The following is a 17,938-nucleotide window of genomic DNA, read 5'->3' as shown; positions in this document are numbered from 1 at the left end:
CCGGCCGCCTCAGCGCAGCCGGCGCCGTGCCTCGTACAGCTTGGCGTATTTCAGGAACACGTAGTTCGCGCCCACCACGCTGGCGATGAAACCCGCCCAGCCGTTGAGGAAGTAGCGCTTGAGCAGGTACTGGCGCAGGAAGAACAGCGGCGGATAAGCCACCATGCGCAGGCCGGTGAAGCGCTGGCGGCGGCGCAGCTTGTTGGCCACCAGCGCGCTGCTGTAGCGGTTGATCCGGTCGATGCGGCTGGCGATGTCGGGATCGCTGTCGTTGATGAAATCGGCGCGCCACAGCGTCTTCACCGGGCCGTCCACCTCCATCGCCGAGTGCACTTCCACGTCGTTCATGCGGCCATGCCGGCGGTCGTACAGGCGCAGGTGCGCATTGCGCCAGCTCCACGGATGCTGCACGGTCCAGAACATGCGCTCGCGCCGCGGCAGGCGGAAGCCCGCGTATTCCGGTTGCGTCAACGCCCGCTCGATCACCGCGCGGCTGGCCGGCGAAAGCACTTCGTCAGCGTCGAGGTTGAGGATCCAGTCGTGGCTGGCCATGTCGATCGCGCGCTGCTTCTGCGGGCCGAACTCGTCGAACGGGTGCGTGGCCACGCGCGCGCCGTGGCGCCGCGCGATCGCCAGCGTGTCGTCGGTGGAACCGGAATCCAGCACCACGATCTCGTCGGCCCAGTCCACGCCAGCCAGGCAGGCGTCCAGCGTGGCCGCGTTGTCCAGGGTGATCACCACCACCGACAGCGGTTCACGCTGCATCGCGACTCTCCGAAGAAAGTGCTTTTGTGAAGAGTCCGGCAGGGACGCCGGCCTTGGTTACGTCGGCATGGATGCCGGGCTCTGCTCTGCCGGCAGGGATGCCGGCAGCAAATACCGCCGAACACCATAATCCGAGCAGCCAGGCGAACAGCAGCCCCCACCACGCCGAATAGAAGGCCAGATGGGTATTCAGCGGAAACAGCATCACGCCCAGCGCCAGCGTGGCGGGAAATGCGCGTTCACGTGCCGCCGCTCCCGCGCGCCGCCACGCACGCCACGCCAGCACCACGCCGGCCAGCCACAGCACCAGGCCGATGCCGCCGGTCTCGGTGAGGACCTCCAGCACGACCTGGTGCGCATGGCAGGCACCCTCGCCCACGCCGCAGGACTCCGCCACCATGAAGTGGTCGTTCGCCGGGGCGAACTGCGGGTAGGCGTAGCGGAAGGCGCGCACGCCCACGCCGCCAACCGGGTGCGCCGCGATCATCTTCACGCTGTCGTGCCAGATCTCCAGGCGCCCGGTGAGCGCCTCGTCCATGCCCTGCGGCGTGCCATGCAATGCATCCAGCGTCCGCTGCATGCGCGCATCGAAACGCGTGGACGTGCGCCAAGCCACGCCGCCGGCCAGCGCCAGCGCCAGCACGCCCAACCCGCAATACAACGCGAAGCGGCGCCACGAGCGCGCCTCGCGCCACGCAAAACCCAGCGCGACCAGCCCGTAGCACAGCCAGGCCGCGCGCGAACCGGCCAGCAACACCGGCCCGAGCACCAGCAGGAAGGCGATGACCAGCCCGGCGAATCCCCAGTGTCGCCGCGCCGCCCACAGCGCGAACGGCGACAGCACCGCCAGCGTGGGCCCGAACTTGAGGTTGCGCGCGCCGAAGATGCCCGAGATGCGCTCGGCCTCGGCGTGCCCGGCGAGGCTCCAGCCGGTGAACGCCTGCATCCACGCATCGAGCACCCACCACGCCAGCACGCAGGCAATCGCCACGTACAAGGCGCGCAGGCGACGCTCGCCACGGATCACGAAGCAGGCATACCAGCCCAGCGGCAGGTAGCGCAGCAGCGCGGCCACGGTGCTCCAGCTCTTGCCGGGCGCCAGCGAACCGAAGCACGACACCAGCGCCGCGCCGATGTAGGCGCCGAGCAGGCAGGACAGCAGCTGCGCTCCCGGCGCTCCACGCAGGGCATGCGGCGTGCGCACGAGCAGCACGAGCGCGCCGGCCGCGCACAGGAACGTGCCGAATTCGCTGCTGCGTCCGAACGGCAGCAACGCGACCACCAGCCAGTACGGCAGCAGCGGCGAGCGCAGGGCGGACTTCAGGGATTCCATCGGGAACGTCATGCGGGAGCCGTGGTGGCGACGAGCCCGCATTGTATAGAGCCCGCTCCCTATCTCCGCGTGCCCGTGCCGCCAGCCGCCGCTGTCCCCGCAAGCTGGCGCGGGGGATACCGGCCCATGACCGGAGGGCGACGCAAGGAGGCCGGAAACGGCCAGCGGATCCTGCCGCGACCGCCACCCGCGGCGGCAGGGGATACGGGCACGGACCTAGCCGGCGACCACTTCGCCGTACAGCGCCAACGTGGCCTGCTGCATGTCGGCCAGGCGGTAGGACTGCAGCATCGGGATCGGCGGCGCCACGCGCAGCAGTTCGGCGGCGCGCTCCACCAGCCGCTCGCGGTCGCCCGGCGGCACGCGGCCAGCCGGATACAGCTCGGCCAGCAGTTCGCCCACGCCACCGTGCGCATAGCCCAGCACCGGGCGGCACAGCGACAGGGCCTCGATCACGGTGCGGCCGAACGACTCGGGCTTGTTCGACAGCTGCAGGATCAGGCTGGAGATCGCATAGATGTCGCGCACGTCGCCGCGCGGCGGGGTGAGCACCACCTGCGATTCCACGCCACGCATGCGGATCAGCGCGCGCAATTCCTCCACGTAGGCCTCGCGGCCCGGCTCGATCACGCCCAGCAGCAGCAGGCGCGCGTCGATGCCGCGGCGCTTGAGGTCGGCCAGCAGCTCGATGGCGTCATGGTGCCCCTTGAGCCGCGTACCGCGGCCCGGGAGCGTGAGCAGCGGCGCACCGGCCAGCGCGGGGTATTCGGCGAAAAACGCACGCGTCCACGCCTCGTCCGGGCGATGGCCATAGGGGAAGGCATCGGGATCGATGCCGCGCGGGATCACCCGCACGCGGCCCGGCTCCAGCCAGCGGTAGTGGCCCAGCACGTAGTCGCGCAGGGTTTGCGAAACCACGATCACGCGCTCGCCGCGCAGCAGGATCGCGCTGTAGCGGCCAGGCGAGTTGAGTCCGTGCACGGTGGTGACGAAATGCGGCCGCGGCCCGAGCCCCTTCAACGCCCACCAGCCCAGCCATGCCGGCAGGCGCGAGCGCGCATGGACGATGTCGGGCCGGATGTCGCGCAGATGCCGGTGCAGCGCACCGATCCGCCACAGCGAAGCCAGCGACTTGCGGCCGATGTCCAGCGTGATGTGCTCGCTGCCCTCGGCCACCAGCTGTTCCACCAGCCGGCCACCGGCCGAAATCACCACCGAGCGATGCCCCGCCTGCACCAGTGCCCGGGCGACTTCCAGCGCGGAACGCTCCGCGCCGCCGGACTGCAACGCGGGGATAAGCTGGACGACGGTCAGTCGCGGTGTGGTGCCGACGCTGCCGGACATGGTTCCTGCCTGCGGGCCTGCATCCTGGTGCATGAGTTTCATCCGTCAATTCATGCAAGAAAAATGCCGCCACCAGGCTGAACGACGCCCCGGCTCAGTCGCGCAGGACGTAATGCGCCCCGCAGTAAGGACAAACCGACTCGCCACCGTCGTCGACGATGGGCAGGTACACCTTGGGATGCGAGTTCCACAGCGCCATGCCCGGCATCGGGCAGGACAACGGCAGGTCGGAACGCGTCACTTCGTAACGATTTTCGGCATTCGAGGGGATCGGCGTGACGGCCGCGGAAGAGGCAGGCATGGGGAGGGCTCCGAACAGGACGCGAGGCCGTGCATGGTAACAGGCCCTCCCGGGGCCTGTTCACGCCCCTGCAGGCGCCCCGCGCCGGAAACGACGACCCGCATCCCGCCGGCACGGCCCGAACAACGTCCACAAAAAAGCCCGCGCCGTCGCCGGCGCGGGCTTCGCACTTCCGCGGGGGAATTACTGCTTCGGCACTTCGGCCTCGGTGGTGATGCGCACCTGGATCTCGTCGCTCACCATCGGCACGTAGGCACCCATGCCGAAGTCCGAACGCTTCAGCGTGGCGGTGGCGTCGAAGCCGATCGCCTGCACCTTCATCATCGGATGCGGGCCGACCTTGTTCAGCGTCGCGTCCAGCGTCACCGGCTTGGTCACGCCGTGCACGGTGAGGTCGCCGGTCACCTTGAAATGGGTGCCGTCCACCGGCACCACGCTGGTGCTCTTGAAGGTCACCGTCGGGTACTTGGCGGCGTCGAAGAAATCCGCCTCCTTCAGGTGCTTGTCCAGCGCCGGCACGTGGGTGTCGAGGTCGCTCAGCGGCAAGGTCACGTCCACCGAGGACTTGGCCGGGTCCTGCTGGTCGAACACCAGCGTGCCCGCGCCCAGGCCGAGGTTGGCGGTGGGGTTGGAATAACCGAAGTGGTTCCAGCTGAACAGCACCATGGTGTGGCCGGGATCCATCTTGTAGCTGACCGGGTCGGCCTGGGCGGTAACCGCGGCGCCAAGCAGGCCCACGATCAGGAGATGACGAAACATGCGCATGTGGTGTCTCCGCGGCAGTAGGGGAAAGAAGGCGACGGCCGGAAGCCGACCGTTCGCCGTTATGCTGCGCCAGTTTATGAGCAAGCCGCCCGACGATAAATGCGGACCAGCGCAACGCAGCGTGTACGCAAGGGAAACAATCGCCGCATGTCGCCGCCGAGAAACGAATGCTGGGCCATCACCGACGCCGCCGCCGGCAACCAGCGGCAGGCGCTGGCGCTGGCCGAGCTGATGGGCATGCCGGTGCGCCACCTGGTGCTGGAACCGCGCGCGCCGTGGTCGTGGCTGGCGCCGCGGTTCGCGCTGGGCGGCGCGCTGGCGTTGCCGGCAGGCCAGCACGCGCAGTTCGCGCCGCCGTGGCCGCGGCTGGCGATCGGCTGCGGACGTGCCGCGGCGCTGTTCACCCGCATGCTGCGGCGGTTGTCGCATGGGCAATGCCACACCGTGCAGATCCTCGATCCGCGCATCGACCCCGCGCATTGGGACGTGGTGATCGCGCCGCGCCACGATCAGCTGAATGCCCCCAACGTGCTGGCGCCGATCGGCTCGTTGAGCCCGGTGAACGATGCGTGGCTGGCCGATGGCCGCGATGCCTGCCCCGCCTTCGGGGAACTGCCGCGGCCGCGCGTGGGCGTGCTGCTGGGCGGCCCGCGCAAGCAGTTGGCGCTTGGCACGGACTACGCGCGCGGACTCGCCGCAGGATTGCTGGCACGCCGCCAGCGCGAAGGCGGAAGCCTGCTGGTGCTGGCTTCGCGGCGCACGCCGCCGGAGGCGCTGGATGTCTTCCGCCATGCGCTGGCCGGTGCGCCGGGACTGGTCTGGGCCGGACCCGACGATGGCCGCAACCCCTACCCCGGCGTGCTGGGCTGGGCCGACCGGCTGGTGGTCACGCCGGACTCGGTGAACATGCTCAGCGAGGCCTGCGCGGTGGGCTGCGCCGTGCACACCCATGTCGCCGCGCCGCTGCCGGGCAGGCTCGCGCGCTTCCACCACGCGCTGCGCGAGCGCGGCCTGCTGCACGATCTGGACGAAGACGCCCCCGCCCGCCAACCGCCGCTGCGCGAAACCGCTGCGATCGCCGCGCAGCTGCGCGAACGCATGTCCGGTCGCCGCGGCGACGACTGACGGGCACTAGGGCGACGAGCGCACCCAGCGCAAGCGCCCCTCCGCGACCAGTGCGCCGATCTGCGGCGCGATGGGATGGAGCAGGATTTCCGGCGGCAACGGGTCGCTGGCGACCAGCCCGACGCAGGTATTGCGACCATCCTGCTTGGCGCGGTACAGCGCGAAGTCGGCCAATTCGAGCACGGTGTCGAAGCTGTCGCCGTCCGGGTGCGCGGCCAGCGGGTACCGGCTGAAGCCGACGGAGCCGGTCAGGCGGATATTGCCGCCACGGCCATCGGCGAAATCCTGCCCGGCGATGTCACGGCACAGGCGCTCCGCGACCTCCAGCAAGGCGTTGGTCGTATCGACACCCGGCAACAGCAGCAGGAACTCCTCGCCGCCCCAGCGCACCGCCACGTCGCCCACGCGCCGCGACTTCGACAGCAGCCCGCCCAGCGCGCGCAGCACGGCGTCGCCCACCGCGTGGCCGTAGTTGTCGTTGACCTGCTTGAAGTAGTCGATGTCGATCTGCAGCACGCCGATGCACGGGTGATTCGCCAGCAGCCCGGGCAGCAGCTGCAACAGGTAGCGACGGTTGTGCAGCTTGGTCAACGCGTCGGTATGGCTCTCTTCGGCCAGCGCCAGGTTGGCCACGCGCAGGCGTTCCACCGCGCGCGCGAGCTGGGCGGTACGGCGTTCGACCTCCGCCTCCAGCCACGCGCTGCGGCGGCGCTGCGTGCGCTGGTTCCATGCCAGCAGCAGGGCAATCGCCAGCAACGCGAGCAGCACCGCCGCAACGCGCACCACGATGCGTTCGTACCAGCGCGGCTCGATCCGTATCGCCACGCTGGCCTCGCGGCCGAAACCCGCTGCGCCGGGAAGCGACACGGCGACGCGGAAGCGGTACTTCCCCGGCGGCAGGTGCGTGTAGAACGCCACGCGACGCGCGCCCACGTCCTGCCACTCCGTGTCGTAGCCTTCCAGCCGGTAGCGGAAATGCAGGTCGCCCACGTGCAGGTACGGGGCGGTGTACTGGATGGCCAGGTCGCGCGACCCGCTGCGCAGGTCGACCTCGCCGCCGGAAAAGCGATGGCCATCGCGTTCGACGGATTCGATCTTCGCCTCCGGCGGCTTCGGCGACTCGACCAGGGCACGCGTGTCGATACCGAGTATGCCGTCCGTGGTGCTGTACCAGACGGTGTCGCCGACCAGCAGGCTGCGCGCGCCGCCGCCGCCATTGCAGCAATGCGAGCTGCGCAGCCGGGTGAGGCGTTGTTCTCCGGCGAGCTGTTGCGGCATCACGTCACCGTCCCCGGGCGAGCCGGGCAGCGGCAGCTGCGCCAGCGGCAACCGCCATACGCCGTTGATCGTGCCGGCGTAGAGGTTCCCGCCGAGCACGTCGAGCGTCCATGCGTTGTCGCTGGGCAGGCCGTCCTTCCCGCTGGTCATGCGCAGCGAGCCGTTGACCACGACGCCGGCGCCGGCATCGGTGGTGGCGATGCCGAGCATGCCCGGCCCCAGCAGGGCCACGCGCGATACGAAATGCCCGCGCAGCGGCCCGGCCCACGCCGGCTGCGTCAGCTTCCCATCGCGCCATTCGCGCACGCCGTCCTCGGTGCCGAGATACAGGTGGCCGGGCGCCAGCGGCAGGATCGAACGGATGATCGATGCCGATGCCGACGCGCCGGGATCGAGGCGGTCGAGACGGCCCGCGTGCCAGCGGTACAGGCCGCCGGACGTGCCGATCCACACGTCGTCGGCGGCGACTTCGCGCACGTCGTCGATCTGCAGGCTGGCCAGCGCGGACATGGCCGGCGGGGTGACGTCGCGGTCGCCGTCGAAAACCGCTATGCCGCTGCGGGTGCCCACCCACAACCGTCCCTGGCGGTCGTAGTACAGCTCGTAGGCGGAAGGGTTGGGCAGCCGCTTGCCGGCAATCAGGGGCTGCACGTCATGGCCGTCGTAGACCTCGACGTCGGAGTTGGTGCCGATCACGATCCTGCCGTCCGGCGCGCGCGCCACGCTCCATACCAGCGGATCGGCCAGCCCGTCGCGTGACGACACGCGATGCGTCCAGCCGTTCCAGATCCGGTACAGGCCGTTGGTGTGCGTGCCCAGCCACAGGTTGCCGGCGCGATCCTCGTACAACGCCTGCACCCAGGGCTTGGGGGCGATGTCGTCGTCGGCCGCCTTTTCGAGCGCACCGTCGGGCAGCAAGCGGTACAGGCCCGGCACGGTGCCTATCCAGAGGTTGCCGTCGCGGTCGGCGAGCAGGCTTTCGATCGACGTGGAGTCGAGGTCCTCGCCCAGACCGGCGGCAACGATATGGCCATCGTCCAGCCGCATCAGGCCGGTACGCGTGCCCAGCCACAACTGGCCCCGGTTGAAAGCCAGCTGCACGACCTCCACCGGCGCATGGCCGGCGGCCAGCGCGATGCAGGTCGGGGCGGACGGATCGTGCGCGGCCACGAAACGGCACACGCGCCCCAACCCGCCCACCCACAAGCTCGTGCCCTCGCGCAGCAGGCTGAAGGCGGGCCCGCGGTAACCCGGCACGGCGACGATGCGCCCGTCGCGCACGCGGGCCAGGCCGTTCGCGGTGGCCAGCAGCGGCGTGCCGTCGCCGGCGTCGATGATCGCGTTGACGGCATCGCCGCCCAGCGCAGTGAAGCGCTCCTGCTGCTCGCGCAACAGGCCGCGCGAGCCGCCGAACCAGACCTGCCCCCGCGGGTCGGCCCAGATCGCCGACAGCATGCTGGTATCGACGCCGGTGGCGGTGCGGTCGAACGCGACGAACTGCTTGCCGTCGAAGCGCACCACGGTGGTCTGGGTGTTGACCCACAGGAAGCCGGCGCGGTCCTCGGCGATGCCCGTCACGGTGATCTGCGGCAGGCCCTGCTCGACGTTCCAGTGGTCGGTGGTCATGGCGTGGATCGGCATGCGCGGGCTCAATGCCGTGGCCGGCCGCATACCGGATATGCAGCCCAGCACCGCGAGCAACACCGCGTACGACACCCGTGCCATGCAACCCCTTCGCCCGGCAAGACCATCCCCTTGGATGACATTGCCGACCCGGTTGCGATATTGCCCTGCCGGCGCGGCCCCAGACAAGCGCCGCCAGGGGGCGGCCGGGCCTAGCCGGCGGCCCCGGAGAACGCGAAACCCAGCGCCTGGGCGACCGCATCCACGCTGGCCCGCACCTGTTCGAGCTCCGCGTCGCGCGGCGCGATGCGCGGGCGCAGGTCGAGCGTGCAGGCCAAGGCGCGGCGCAGCAGTTCGGCATGCGCCACGACGAGGATCGCGGCCTGGCCGGCATCCAGCAGGCCCGCGGCACGGCAGGCCTCGATCAGGGCCGTGCTGGAGGTGACGCCGAGCAGGTCGGGCCGGCTCGATGCGTGCGCCAGCACCAGTCCCTGCAGCACGAACTCGATGTCGAGCAGGGCGCCGTGGCCCTGCTTGAGGTCGAGGCTGCTCGCGTCGGAACGGTCGCGTTCGGCACGCCAGCGGCGACGCATCCCGCTCACCTCGGCCAGCACGTGCGACGCCTCGCGCGGCACGCCGAGGACGTCGCGGCGCACCGCCGCCAGCGCCGCGCCCAGCGCGGCATCCCCGGCCACCGGGCGGGCCCGCAGCAGGGCCTGGTGCTCCCAGGTCCATGCGCGGCTCTGCTGGTAAGCGACGAAGGCGTCGAGGCTGCCGACCAGCAGGCCCTTGGAACCGTCGGGACGCAGGCGCGTGTCCACTTCGTACAGGCGGCCGGCGCGGGTGGGCACGGTGAGCCAGTTCATCACGCGCTGGGCCAGGCGCTGGTACCAGCGCGCACCCTCGATCGGGCGGGCGCCATCGCTCACCGCCTGCGCACGCCTGCCGTCGTACACGAACACCAGGTCGAGGTCGGAGGCGAATCCCAGTTCCCCGCCGCCGAGGCTGCCGTAGCCCAGCACCGCGAAGCCTGAGCCCTCGCCCGGCAGGCGGCCGTGCTGGGCGATCAGCTCGCGCTCGGCCAGGGTGGTGACCGCACCCACCACCGATTCGGCCAGCGCCGCGAGGCGGCGCGCGGTGGCCGCCGCGTCGGCGCGGCCGTCGTTGAAGGCCAAGCCAAGCCGGAACGCGGTGGAGGACTGGAATTCGTTGATGCGCTCCAGCTCGGCCTCGGCCTCGCGCTCCTCCAGCGTCGCCAGCACGCGGGCGATCTCGGCGGCGATGTCGGCGCGCTTGAACGGCAACTGGTCGATGCGCGGATCGAACACGTCGTCAAGCAGCAACGGCTGGGCGATGGCCTGCTCCGCGAGCAGGGCGCTGTCGGCGAACAGCGCCACCAGCCGCTTGCGCGCGGCAGGCTGCTCCTCGAGCAGCGCCAGATACGACGAGCGCCGCGCCACCGCCTGCGTGAGCCGGCACAGGCGCAACAGGCAAGGCACCGGCGCCTTGCTGCCGCGCGCGGCGGCGATCAGCTGCGGCATCAGGTGGTCCAGCCGCTCGCGCGAGCGCGCCGACATCGCGCGCACCGCGCCGCCCTGCGGCAGCTTGGCGAGCGCATCGGCCACTTCCGCGCCAGGCACGAAGCCGCTGGCTTCCAGCAGGCCGGCGTCCAGCGTGCCGGCGCAGGCGGCCTGCCACAGCGCGGCGTCCGCCGCGGGTACGCGCGAACTGCGGCCGCCTTGCGGCATCAGCACGGCGGCGAATTCGTTGGCGACGATCTCGCGATGTCTCGCCAGTTCTTCCGCCAGCGGTTCCCATGCCTGCCAGCCCAGCCCGAACGCGATGCGCTCGCGGCTCAATGCGTCGTCCGGAATGTCGTGCGTCTGCGCATCGCGCAGCATCTGCACGCGGTTCTCCAGCTGGCGCAGGAACACGTAGGCCTCGCGCAGCGCCTTCGCGCGCACGGCGGGGATGTGGCCGCGCGCCTCGCACGCGGCCAGCGCGGGCAGCAGGCCGCGCACGCGCAGGGACGGTTCGCGGCCGCCGCGGATCAGCTGCACCAGCTGCACGATGAACTCGATCTCGCGGATGCCGCCGGAGCCGAGCTTGAGGTTGTCGGCGAGGTCCTTGCGCGCCACCTCGGCGTCGATCAGCGCCTTCATCTCGCGCAGGCCGGCGAACGCGGTGTAGTCGAGGTACTTGCGGTAGATGAAGGGCCGCAGCAGCTCCGACAACTGCTTGCCGGCGGTGCGGTCGCCGGCCACCGGGCGCGCCTTGATCCACGCGTAGCGCTCCCAGTCGCGGCCTTCGCGCTGGTAGTACTGCTCCATCGCCGAGAACGACAACGCCAGCCGCCCCGCATTGCCAAACGGCCGCAGGCGCAGGTCGACGCGCGCGCAGATGCCGTCCACGGTGGGCTCGTTGAGCAGGCGCACCAGTTGCCGCCCCAGCCGCACGAAGTACTCGCCGTTGTCCAGCACGCGCGCGCCGTCGCTCTCGCCACCGTGCGGGTAGGCCAGCACCAGGTCGATGTCGGAGGAGAAGTTGAGCTCCGCCCCGCCCAGCTTGCCGAAGCCCACCACCACCAGCCGCTGCCGTTCGCCTTCGCGGCTGCGCGCGTGGCCGTAACGTTCGGCCAGCGCGCGTTCGCTCCAGCCCAGCGCCACTTCCAGCAGCGCTTCGTACAGCACGCTGGTGGCGGAAAGGATGTCCGGCAACTCGTCCAGGCCGTTGACGTCGCGGAACACCAGCCGCAATGCCTCGGCGTGGCGGAAGCGGCGCAACGCGGCCAGCGTCGGCGTTTCGTCCGCGGGCAGCTTCAGCGCCTCGATGCGCGCCGCGGCATCGGCATTCGAGCGCAGGCGCTCCAGCCCCGCGGGCGACAGCAGTGCAGGCTGGGCACGCCACGCCTCGAACGCGAAGTCGCTGGCCGCCAGCGTGCGGCGGATGCGCTCGGCCACGCCGGCGTCGTCGTGCAGGGGCACGCCGGCGGCGCGGCAGCGCGCGGCCAGCTCGGCATAGCGGTCGTCGATCAGGGCGCGCAGCGCAGGGGATTCGTGAGGCATCCCTGAATTGTGCCGCAGCTGCGCCAGCCGCGCCCGGTGCACCGTTCCCGCGCCAACCCGTTGCCAAGGCACGCCGGAGCAACAATCGATTCATGTCATCCTGATTACTGTTCCTTTGCGATCATCCTTAGATCGTCAAGATCAAACGGGCAGCCATCCATGGCTGCACTCTTTAAACCCTTTGCGATCATCCTTGATCGCCAAGATCAAATGGGCAGCCATCCATGGCTGCACTCTTCAACAAACCGGTTCCTCCATGGCCCCAGCCCCCGCCCTCCGCAGCACGACCCCGCGCATCGCCATGGTGCTGGTTATGGTGCTGCTGTTCGTGCTGTTCACCGGCCTGCTCGATGGCGGACAGGGCGTGCAGCCGCTGCGCATGCTGGACCAGCCGCGCTTCCTGCTTGCCAATGCCTGGCCCGGCCTGCTGTTCGCCGGCTTGCTGCTGGTCGCGACGCGCCGCCTGCTGCTGTCGTTCGGGCTGGCCTGCCTGCTGGAAGTGCTGGTCTACGGCATCAACACGCTGAAGATGGCGAACCTCGGCACGCCGCTGCTGCCGGCGGATTTCCGCATGGTGGGCCAGTTGCGCAAGGGCGGCACGCACCTGCTGGCCGGCTACCTGCCGCACAGCCCGTGGCCGTACCTGGCGCTGGTCGCGGGCGTGCTGGTACTGGTGACGGCATGGCGGCTGGAGCCACCGCTGTTCCAGCACCGCACCGGCGGCAGGCGCCTCGCGGCTGGCGGCGCGCTGGCACTGTTGCTCGGCAGCCTGTTCGCCGGCTGGAGCGGCTGGGCGAAGGTCTACAACGGGCACGTGTTGTGGCTGGAGCCGTGGTCGGCCGCGTCCACCCGCGAGCACGCCGGCCTGCTCAGCGAACTGGTGATGTTCGACCTGCAGTACAACCTGCACAAACCCAAGCCCAACAGCGTGGTGGCCGAGCAATTGATCAACCAGTCCGCCGATGCGCTGCGCCGGCGCACCGGCACGCCGAACGCCAGCGTGCTGCCCGACATCGTGGTGATCCAGAGCGAGTCGTTCTTCGATCCCGGCATCACCAACGGCTACGCGCACAGCGACCTCACGCCCAACCTGCGCCGCCTCGCCGCACACGGCACCAGCGGCGCGCTGCACGTGCCCACCTTCGGCGGCGGCACCATCCGTACCGAGTTCGAGATGCTCACCGGGCTGTCGCTGCGTTATTTCGACAACCTGCAGTTCCCCTACCTGCAGATGGGCCGCAAGGAAGTACCCAGCCTCGTCCACGTGCTGGACGCGCACGGCTACGCAACGGTGGCGGTGCACGGCAACGACCCCACGTTCTGGAACCGCAACACCGCGTTCAAGGCGCTGGGCTTCCAGCGCTTCGTGTCGCAGGCGGATTTCCCGCGCGACGCGCCGAACGACGGCAAGTACATGGCCGACAGCGCGATGACCGACGAGATCCTGAGCCAGCTCAAGGACAACGGGCCGCCGCAATTCATCTTCGCCATCAGCATCGAGGCGCACGGCCCCTATGACGTGGAGCCGAAGGACACCGCCGCGCGAGACGCCATCGCGGTGCCCGCGGGCATCGACGGCAAGGACAAGGTGGAGGTGCAGAACTACCTCTACCACATGCAGCACGCCGACCAGGAACTGGGCCGCCTCGCCGATGCGCTCGCCAGGCGCCAGCGCCCCACCCTGCTGCTGTTCTACGGCGACCACCTGCCCGCGCTCACCGAGTTCTATCGCAGCAACGGCTTCGTCGACGGCGGCGACATGCTCGCCCAGCCCGGCACGTGGTTGCTGGTCGATCCGCGCAGCACCGCGCAACCGGTGCACGAGGACACCGCCGCATGGCTGATGCCCGGCGAGCTGCTCGCCGCCGCGGGCATCCACGACGACGCCTATTACGCACTCACCCAGCAGCTCGGCCCGAAGCTCGCCGCGCTCACCCGAGCCCCCGGCGCACCGCAACCCGACGAAAGCGACGCCACCCGCCAACTCGACCAGTCCATGGCCAGTGTCGAGCAGTTGCGCATGAACCGGAAGCTGCAACCGCTGCTGGCGAAGGTGCTGGGAAAACCCGCCGCGCCAACGCCGGCCGCGACGACCAGCGCGGCATCCGTGGCGACAACACCATCCAGCATGGTGCACGCCCCCGCTTCCACGCCGGTGACCGCACGCCCCTGAGCCACATCGGCGATGCGGCGGCATTGAACGGGTTCCGGGGCCATCCACGGCGAATTCAGGCGACACCCGGCGCATCGCACGCCAGGTAGTCGGCGACACCACGAAGTGCCAGGATGCAGGCTTGCTGCCAAGGAAGTCGCCATGCCTGACACCATCAAGTTTTCGCCCGGCGCGTTTTCCAACAAGGGCAATTGGACGCCCGAGCAACTCAAGCTCGCGTTCGTCTACTACTGCCAGACGCCATTCGGCAAGCTGCACAGCAAGAACCCGCAGATCATCGAACTGGCCAAGCTGATCGGTCGCACGCCGAGTGCGCTGGCGATGAAGCTGGTCAACTTCGCCAGCCTCGACCCATCGATCACCGGCACGGGACGCAAGGGACTGAGCGGCGCATCCACGCTGGATCGCGAGATCTGGGATGAGTTCCACGCCGATTGGGAACGCCTCGCCATCGAGTGCGAACAACTCCGCCAGCACCTGTTGCGCGAACATGGCTTGCACAGCGAGGCTCCTCGCGAAGCCGACGACGCTTTCGCGCTCGACGACTACACCGGCGCTACTCGACAAGCCCTCGTGCAGCAGCGCATCAAGCAAAACTTCTTCCGCCGCGCCGTGCTCGCCAGCTATCGCGGACGATGCTGCATCTCGGGTGTCAGCAACACGCGCCTGCTCGTCGCCAGCCACATCGTGCCGTGGCGCGAGGACAAGGCGAATCGCTTGAATCCCAGCAACGGGCTATGCCTCTCGGCGATCCACGACAAGGCGTTCGACCAACACCTGTTCTCGCTAACCGACGAAAACCGAATCGTGCTGTCCGACCAACTGAAGGCAAGCAAGGATGCGTTCCTACAGGAAGTGTTCTGGCCACTCGATGGCCGTCCGATCGAATTGCCGGAACGGTTCAGGCCAGACCCTGCTTTCACCCACAGTCACCGAGCAACCATGCTGGGAGGCCAGACATGAAGAACATCACCATTGGCCCTGTCGGCCCAAACTGGCGTGCTGCGGCGAGCGCCCACTACTACGCTGAAAGAGGTGATGGCGAGGAATACGCCTTCGGAACGACACCTGCCGACGCACTAGCGAAGCTGGAAAAGCGCGAGGCAGCAAGCTCCGCCAAGTTCGATGAATCCCTTGCCGAGGAAATCGCCTTCCTCGCATTGGGAGCCGCCGATACTCTCAAGGAGCATCATGGCGAGTCCCTTGATGCATACGATGGCTACATGGGCTTCATCGACGAAGTGATCCGTCACGCACCGATGCTATCCGAGCGTTGGCGCCGCATGGATGCGGAGGAATTCAGTGGTGTTTGGCTCTACGACATCACCGAAAGGTTTGGTCGCGAATGGGCAGAAGAACTCTTGAACGGAACCGGCGTGAGCCCTGAAGAGCAACTCGAATACATCATCGTAGACGAGATGGAAAAGTGGCAGTGATGCTGCAGACGTCTGCACTGAGATAACGACAACGCAGCCAAAGAAAAACCCCGCCATGGCGGGGTTTTTCGACTTGCGTGCAGCGGTGGGCCGGATCAGAAATCCATGCCGCCCATGCCGCCCATGCCACCGGGGGCGCCGCCGTGGTTGTGCTCTTCCTTCTTCGGCAGCTCGGCCACCATCGCTTCGGTGGTGATGGCGAGGCCGGCCACGGAGGAGGCGTACTGCAGGGCCGAACGGGTGACCTTGGTCGGGTCCAGGATGCCGAACTCGATCATGTCGCCGAACTCGCCGGTGGCCGCGTTGTAGCCGTAGTTGCCCTTGCCTTCCTTGACCTGGTTGACGATCACGGACGGCTCGGCGCCGGCGTTGAACACGATCTCGCGCAGCGGGGCTTCCAGCGCGCGGCGGGTGATGGCGATGCCGAGGTTCTGGTCCTCGTTGTCGCCCTTCAGGTTCTCGACCGCCTTCAGCGAACGGATCAGCGCCACGCCGCCGCCCGGCACCACGCCTTCTTCCACCGCCGCACGGGTGGCGTGCAGGGCGTCTTCGACGCGGGCCTTCTTTTCCTTCATCTCGACTTCCGTCGCGGCACCGACCTTGATGACGGCCACGCCGCCAGCCAGCTTGGCCACGCGCTCCTGCAGCTTCTCGCGGTCGTAGTCGGAGGAGGTCTCCTCGATCTGCGCCTTGATCTGCTTGATGCGGGCCTGGATCTTCTCGGCTTCGCCGGCGCCGTCGATGATGGTGGTGTTTTCCTTGGTGACCACGATCTTCTTGGCGCGGCCCAGATCCTGCACCGTGGCCTTCTCGAGCTGCAGGCCCACTTCCTCGGAGATCACCTGGCCGTTGGTCAGGATGGCCATGTCTTCCAGCATCGCCTTGCGACGGTCACCGAAGCCCGGCGCCTTGACGGCGGCGACCTTGACGATGCCGCGGATGGTGTTGACCACCAGGGTCGCCAGCGCCTCGCCTTCCACTTCCTCGGCGACGATCAGCAGCGGCTTGCCGGCCTTGGCCACGCCCTCGAGTACGGGCAGCAGCTCGCGCACGTTGGAGATCTTCTTGTCGTACAGCAGGATGAACGGGTCTTCCAGCTCGACCTGCTGGCTCTGCTGGTTGTTGATGAAGTACGGCGACAGGTAACCGCGGTCGAACTGCATGCCTTCGACCACGTCCAGCTCGTTGTCCAGGCCCGAGCCTTCCTCGACGGTGATCACGCCTTCCTTGCCGACCTTCTTCATCGCGGTGGCGATGATGTCGCCGATGGCACTGTCGGAGTTGGCGGAGATGGTGCCGACCTGGGCGATCGCCTTGTCGTCGGCGGTGGGCTTGCTGAGGCTCTTCAGCTCGGCCACGGCGGCGATCACGGCCTTGTCGATGCCGCGCTTCAGGTCCATCGGGTTGATGCCGGCGGCGACGGCCTTCATGCCCTCGCGGATGAACGCCTGCGCCAGCACGGTGGCGGTGGTGGTGCCGTCACCGGCATTGTCGGAGGTCTTCGAGGCGGCTTCCTTGACGATCTGCGCGCCCATGTTCTCGTAGGCGTCGGCCAGCTCGATTTCCTTCGCCACGGACACGCCGTCCTTGGTGACGGTCGGGGCACCGAAGCTCTTCTGCAGCACGACGTTGCGGCCCTTCGGGCCCAGGGTGACCTTGACGGCGTTGGCGAGCGTGTTCACGCCCTTGAGGATGCGCGAGCGGGCGTCTTCGCCGAAGCGGACTTCTTTAGCGGCCATAAAATTTTTGCCTCAAAAATTTTGAAATAAGGAAAGGGGTCTGTCGTTTCGAAAGCATTGCCGGAGCAAGCTTCCGGCGACGGGCGGGCGCGGGTGGCGCGCTCAGCCCTCGATCACCGCCACGATGTCGTCTTCCTTCAGGAAGACCAGCTCTTCGCCGTCGATCTTGATTTCCTGGCCGGCGTACTTGCCGAACAGCACCACGTCGCCTTCCTTCAGCGACATCGGGCGGACGTTGCCGTCTTCCAGGATGCGGCCGGTACCGGCGGCGATCACCTTGCCGCGGGTGGGCTTCTCGGTGGCGCTGTCGGGGATGACGATGCCGCCGGCGGAGACGCGCTCCTCTTCCAGGCGCTTGACGATGACGCGGTCGTGCAGCGGACGCAGTTTGCTCATGGGTGGCTCCCAAGCTTCGGTGATGAAAAAGGTCGAGGGCTGACAGGCCGGCGCGCGGGCCGCTGTTAGCACTCGGCAAAGATGAGTGCCAATTCTGGCGATTCAAGGCCCCCGACTGCAAGTGACGACGAGCCCGGTCCGGCGGGTTCGGGGCCAGCCCGGAGCGGCGGATGGATCCGGCGGGAGAGGCTTTCAAGAGGCCTCTGCTACCGTGGATCGCCCAATCCGGTCGTCGCCGCCATGTCCACCCCCGCCATCCTGCTGTGCCTGTGCACCTGCCCTGACGCCGCCAGCGCGCAAAAGCTGGCCGAAACGTTGGTAGGAGAACGACTCGCTGCCTGCGTCAACCGCCTGCCGGGCGTGCTTTCCACCTATCGCTGGCAGGGGGAAGTGCATGCCGAGGGCGAGGAGCTGCTGCTGATCAAGACCACGACCCCACGCTTCGAGGTGCTCAAGGCGCGCCTGCTGGAACTGCACCCCTATGAACTGCCCGAGCTGATCGCGCTGCCGATCGAGCATGGGCATGCGGCCTATCTGGACTGAGTGCGCGGCGCGGCCGAAGACTGCTGACAGCCCTTGTCAGTGGCACCGCGGC

Annotated in this window: 14 protein-coding genes; 5 read left to right on the top strand and 9 right to left on the bottom strand. The window is 68.7% G+C overall.

Translation table 11 applies throughout. From position 1 onward, the window contains the following. Positions 1–9 precede the first annotated feature (9 nt). The 5 genes from IHE47_RS05075 to IHE47_RS05055 all read right to left on the bottom strand — a co-directional run bounded on the left by IHE47_RS05075 (position 10) and on the right by IHE47_RS05055 (position 4,508). Positions 10–765 carry a glycosyltransferase family 2 protein gene (locus IHE47_RS05075; protein ID WP_192104790.1) on the bottom strand — a complete coding sequence of 252 codons (756 nt, stop codon included), beginning with the start codon at positions 763–765 and terminating at the stop codon, positions 10–12. Beyond that, positions 755–2,110 (bottom strand): O-antigen ligase family protein, encoded by a 1,356-nt coding sequence (locus IHE47_RS05070; protein ID WP_192104789.1) that lies wholly within the window; start codon positions 2,108–2,110, stop codon positions 755–757. The genes IHE47_RS05075 and IHE47_RS05070 overlap by 11 nt, the downstream gene beginning before the upstream one ends. Before the next feature lie 204 nt (positions 2,111–2,314). Beyond that, entirely contained in the window at positions 2,315–3,442 is a 1,128-nt protein-coding gene (locus IHE47_RS05065) for a glycosyltransferase (RefSeq protein ID WP_192104834.1), read from the bottom strand. Between the two features lie 94 nt (positions 3,443–3,536). Then, complete coding sequence (locus tag IHE47_RS05060; RefSeq protein ID WP_192104788.1) at positions 3,537–3,743, bottom strand: zinc-finger domain-containing protein; 207 nt, start codon at positions 3,741–3,743, stop codon at positions 3,537–3,539. A gap of 183 nt (positions 3,744–3,926) precedes the next feature. Next, the gene (locus IHE47_RS05055) at positions 3,927–4,508 is read right to left on the bottom strand and encodes a YceI family protein (protein ID WP_192104787.1); all 582 of its coding nucleotides are present in this window, start codon (positions 4,506–4,508) and stop codon (positions 3,927–3,929) included. A gap of 147 nt (positions 4,509–4,655) precedes the next feature. On the opposite strand from IHE47_RS05055, the gene IHE47_RS05050 reads away from it, so the two are divergent. Further along, complete coding sequence (locus IHE47_RS05050) at positions 4,656–5,633, top strand: mitochondrial fission ELM1 family protein (protein ID WP_192104786.1); 978 nt, start codon at positions 4,656–4,658, stop codon at positions 5,631–5,633. 6 nt (positions 5,634–5,639) lie between these two features. Here IHE47_RS05050 and IHE47_RS05045 read toward each other — a convergent pair whose 3' ends face one another. Then, positions 5,640–8,636: a ligand-binding sensor domain-containing diguanylate cyclase gene (locus IHE47_RS05045; protein ID WP_192104785.1), complete on the bottom strand. Its 2,997-nt coding sequence runs from the start codon at positions 8,634–8,636 to the stop codon at positions 5,640–5,642. A gap of 110 nt (positions 8,637–8,746) precedes the next feature. Then, complete coding sequence (glnE, locus tag IHE47_RS05040) at positions 8,747–11,599, bottom strand: bifunctional [glutamate--ammonia ligase]-adenylyl-L-tyrosine phosphorylase/[glutamate--ammonia-ligase] adenylyltransferase (protein WP_192104784.1); 2,853 nt, start codon at positions 11,597–11,599, stop codon at positions 8,747–8,749. Positions 11,600–11,855: 256 nt separating this feature from the next. Here glnE and IHE47_RS05035 point away from each other — a divergent pair, with 256 nt between their 5' ends. From IHE47_RS05035 to IHE47_RS05025, 3 genes are all read left to right on the top strand, one after another. Next, on the top strand, positions 11,856–13,772 hold the full coding sequence (locus IHE47_RS05035) for an LTA synthase family protein (RefSeq protein WP_225561639.1): 1,917 nt from the start codon (positions 11,856–11,858) through the stop codon (positions 13,770–13,772). Positions 13,773–13,913: 141 nt separating this feature from the next. Next, positions 13,914–14,735: an HNH endonuclease gene (locus IHE47_RS05030; RefSeq protein ID WP_192104783.1), complete on the top strand. Its 822-nt coding sequence runs from the start codon at positions 13,914–13,916 to the stop codon at positions 14,733–14,735. Further along, complete coding sequence (locus IHE47_RS05025; RefSeq protein ID WP_192104782.1) at positions 14,732–15,208, top strand: hypothetical protein; 477 nt, start codon at positions 14,732–14,734, stop codon at positions 15,206–15,208. The genes IHE47_RS05030 and IHE47_RS05025 overlap by 4 nt, the downstream gene beginning before the upstream one ends. A gap of 95 nt (positions 15,209–15,303) precedes the next feature. Here IHE47_RS05025 and groL read toward each other — a convergent pair whose 3' ends face one another. Together groL and groES are read right to left on the bottom strand one after the other, a co-directional pair. Then, positions 15,304–16,947, bottom strand: coding sequence for a chaperonin GroEL (gene groL, locus IHE47_RS05020; protein WP_192104781.1), 1,644 nt, complete (start codon positions 16,945–16,947; stop codon positions 15,304–15,306). A 102-nt stretch (positions 16,948–17,049) separates the two neighbouring features. Continuing rightward, positions 17,050–17,343 carry a co-chaperone GroES gene (gene groES, locus IHE47_RS05015; protein ID WP_049623107.1) on the bottom strand — a complete coding sequence of 98 codons (294 nt, stop codon included), beginning with the start codon at positions 17,341–17,343 and terminating at the stop codon, positions 17,050–17,052. A 240-nt stretch (positions 17,344–17,583) separates the two neighbouring features. On the opposite strand from groES, the gene cutA reads away from it, so the two are divergent. Beyond that, the gene (gene cutA, locus IHE47_RS05010; RefSeq protein ID WP_192104780.1) at positions 17,584–17,886 is read left to right on the top strand and encodes a divalent-cation tolerance protein CutA; all 303 of its coding nucleotides are present in this window, start codon (positions 17,584–17,586) and stop codon (positions 17,884–17,886) included. Positions 17,887–17,938 lie beyond the last annotated feature (52 nt).

This window comes from Rhodanobacter sp. DHB23, assembly GCF_014842975.1.
Lineage (GTDB): Bacteria > Pseudomonadota > Gammaproteobacteria > Xanthomonadales > Rhodanobacteraceae > Rhodanobacter_A.
This window is presented reverse-complemented; position numbering and strand designations above follow the sequence as displayed.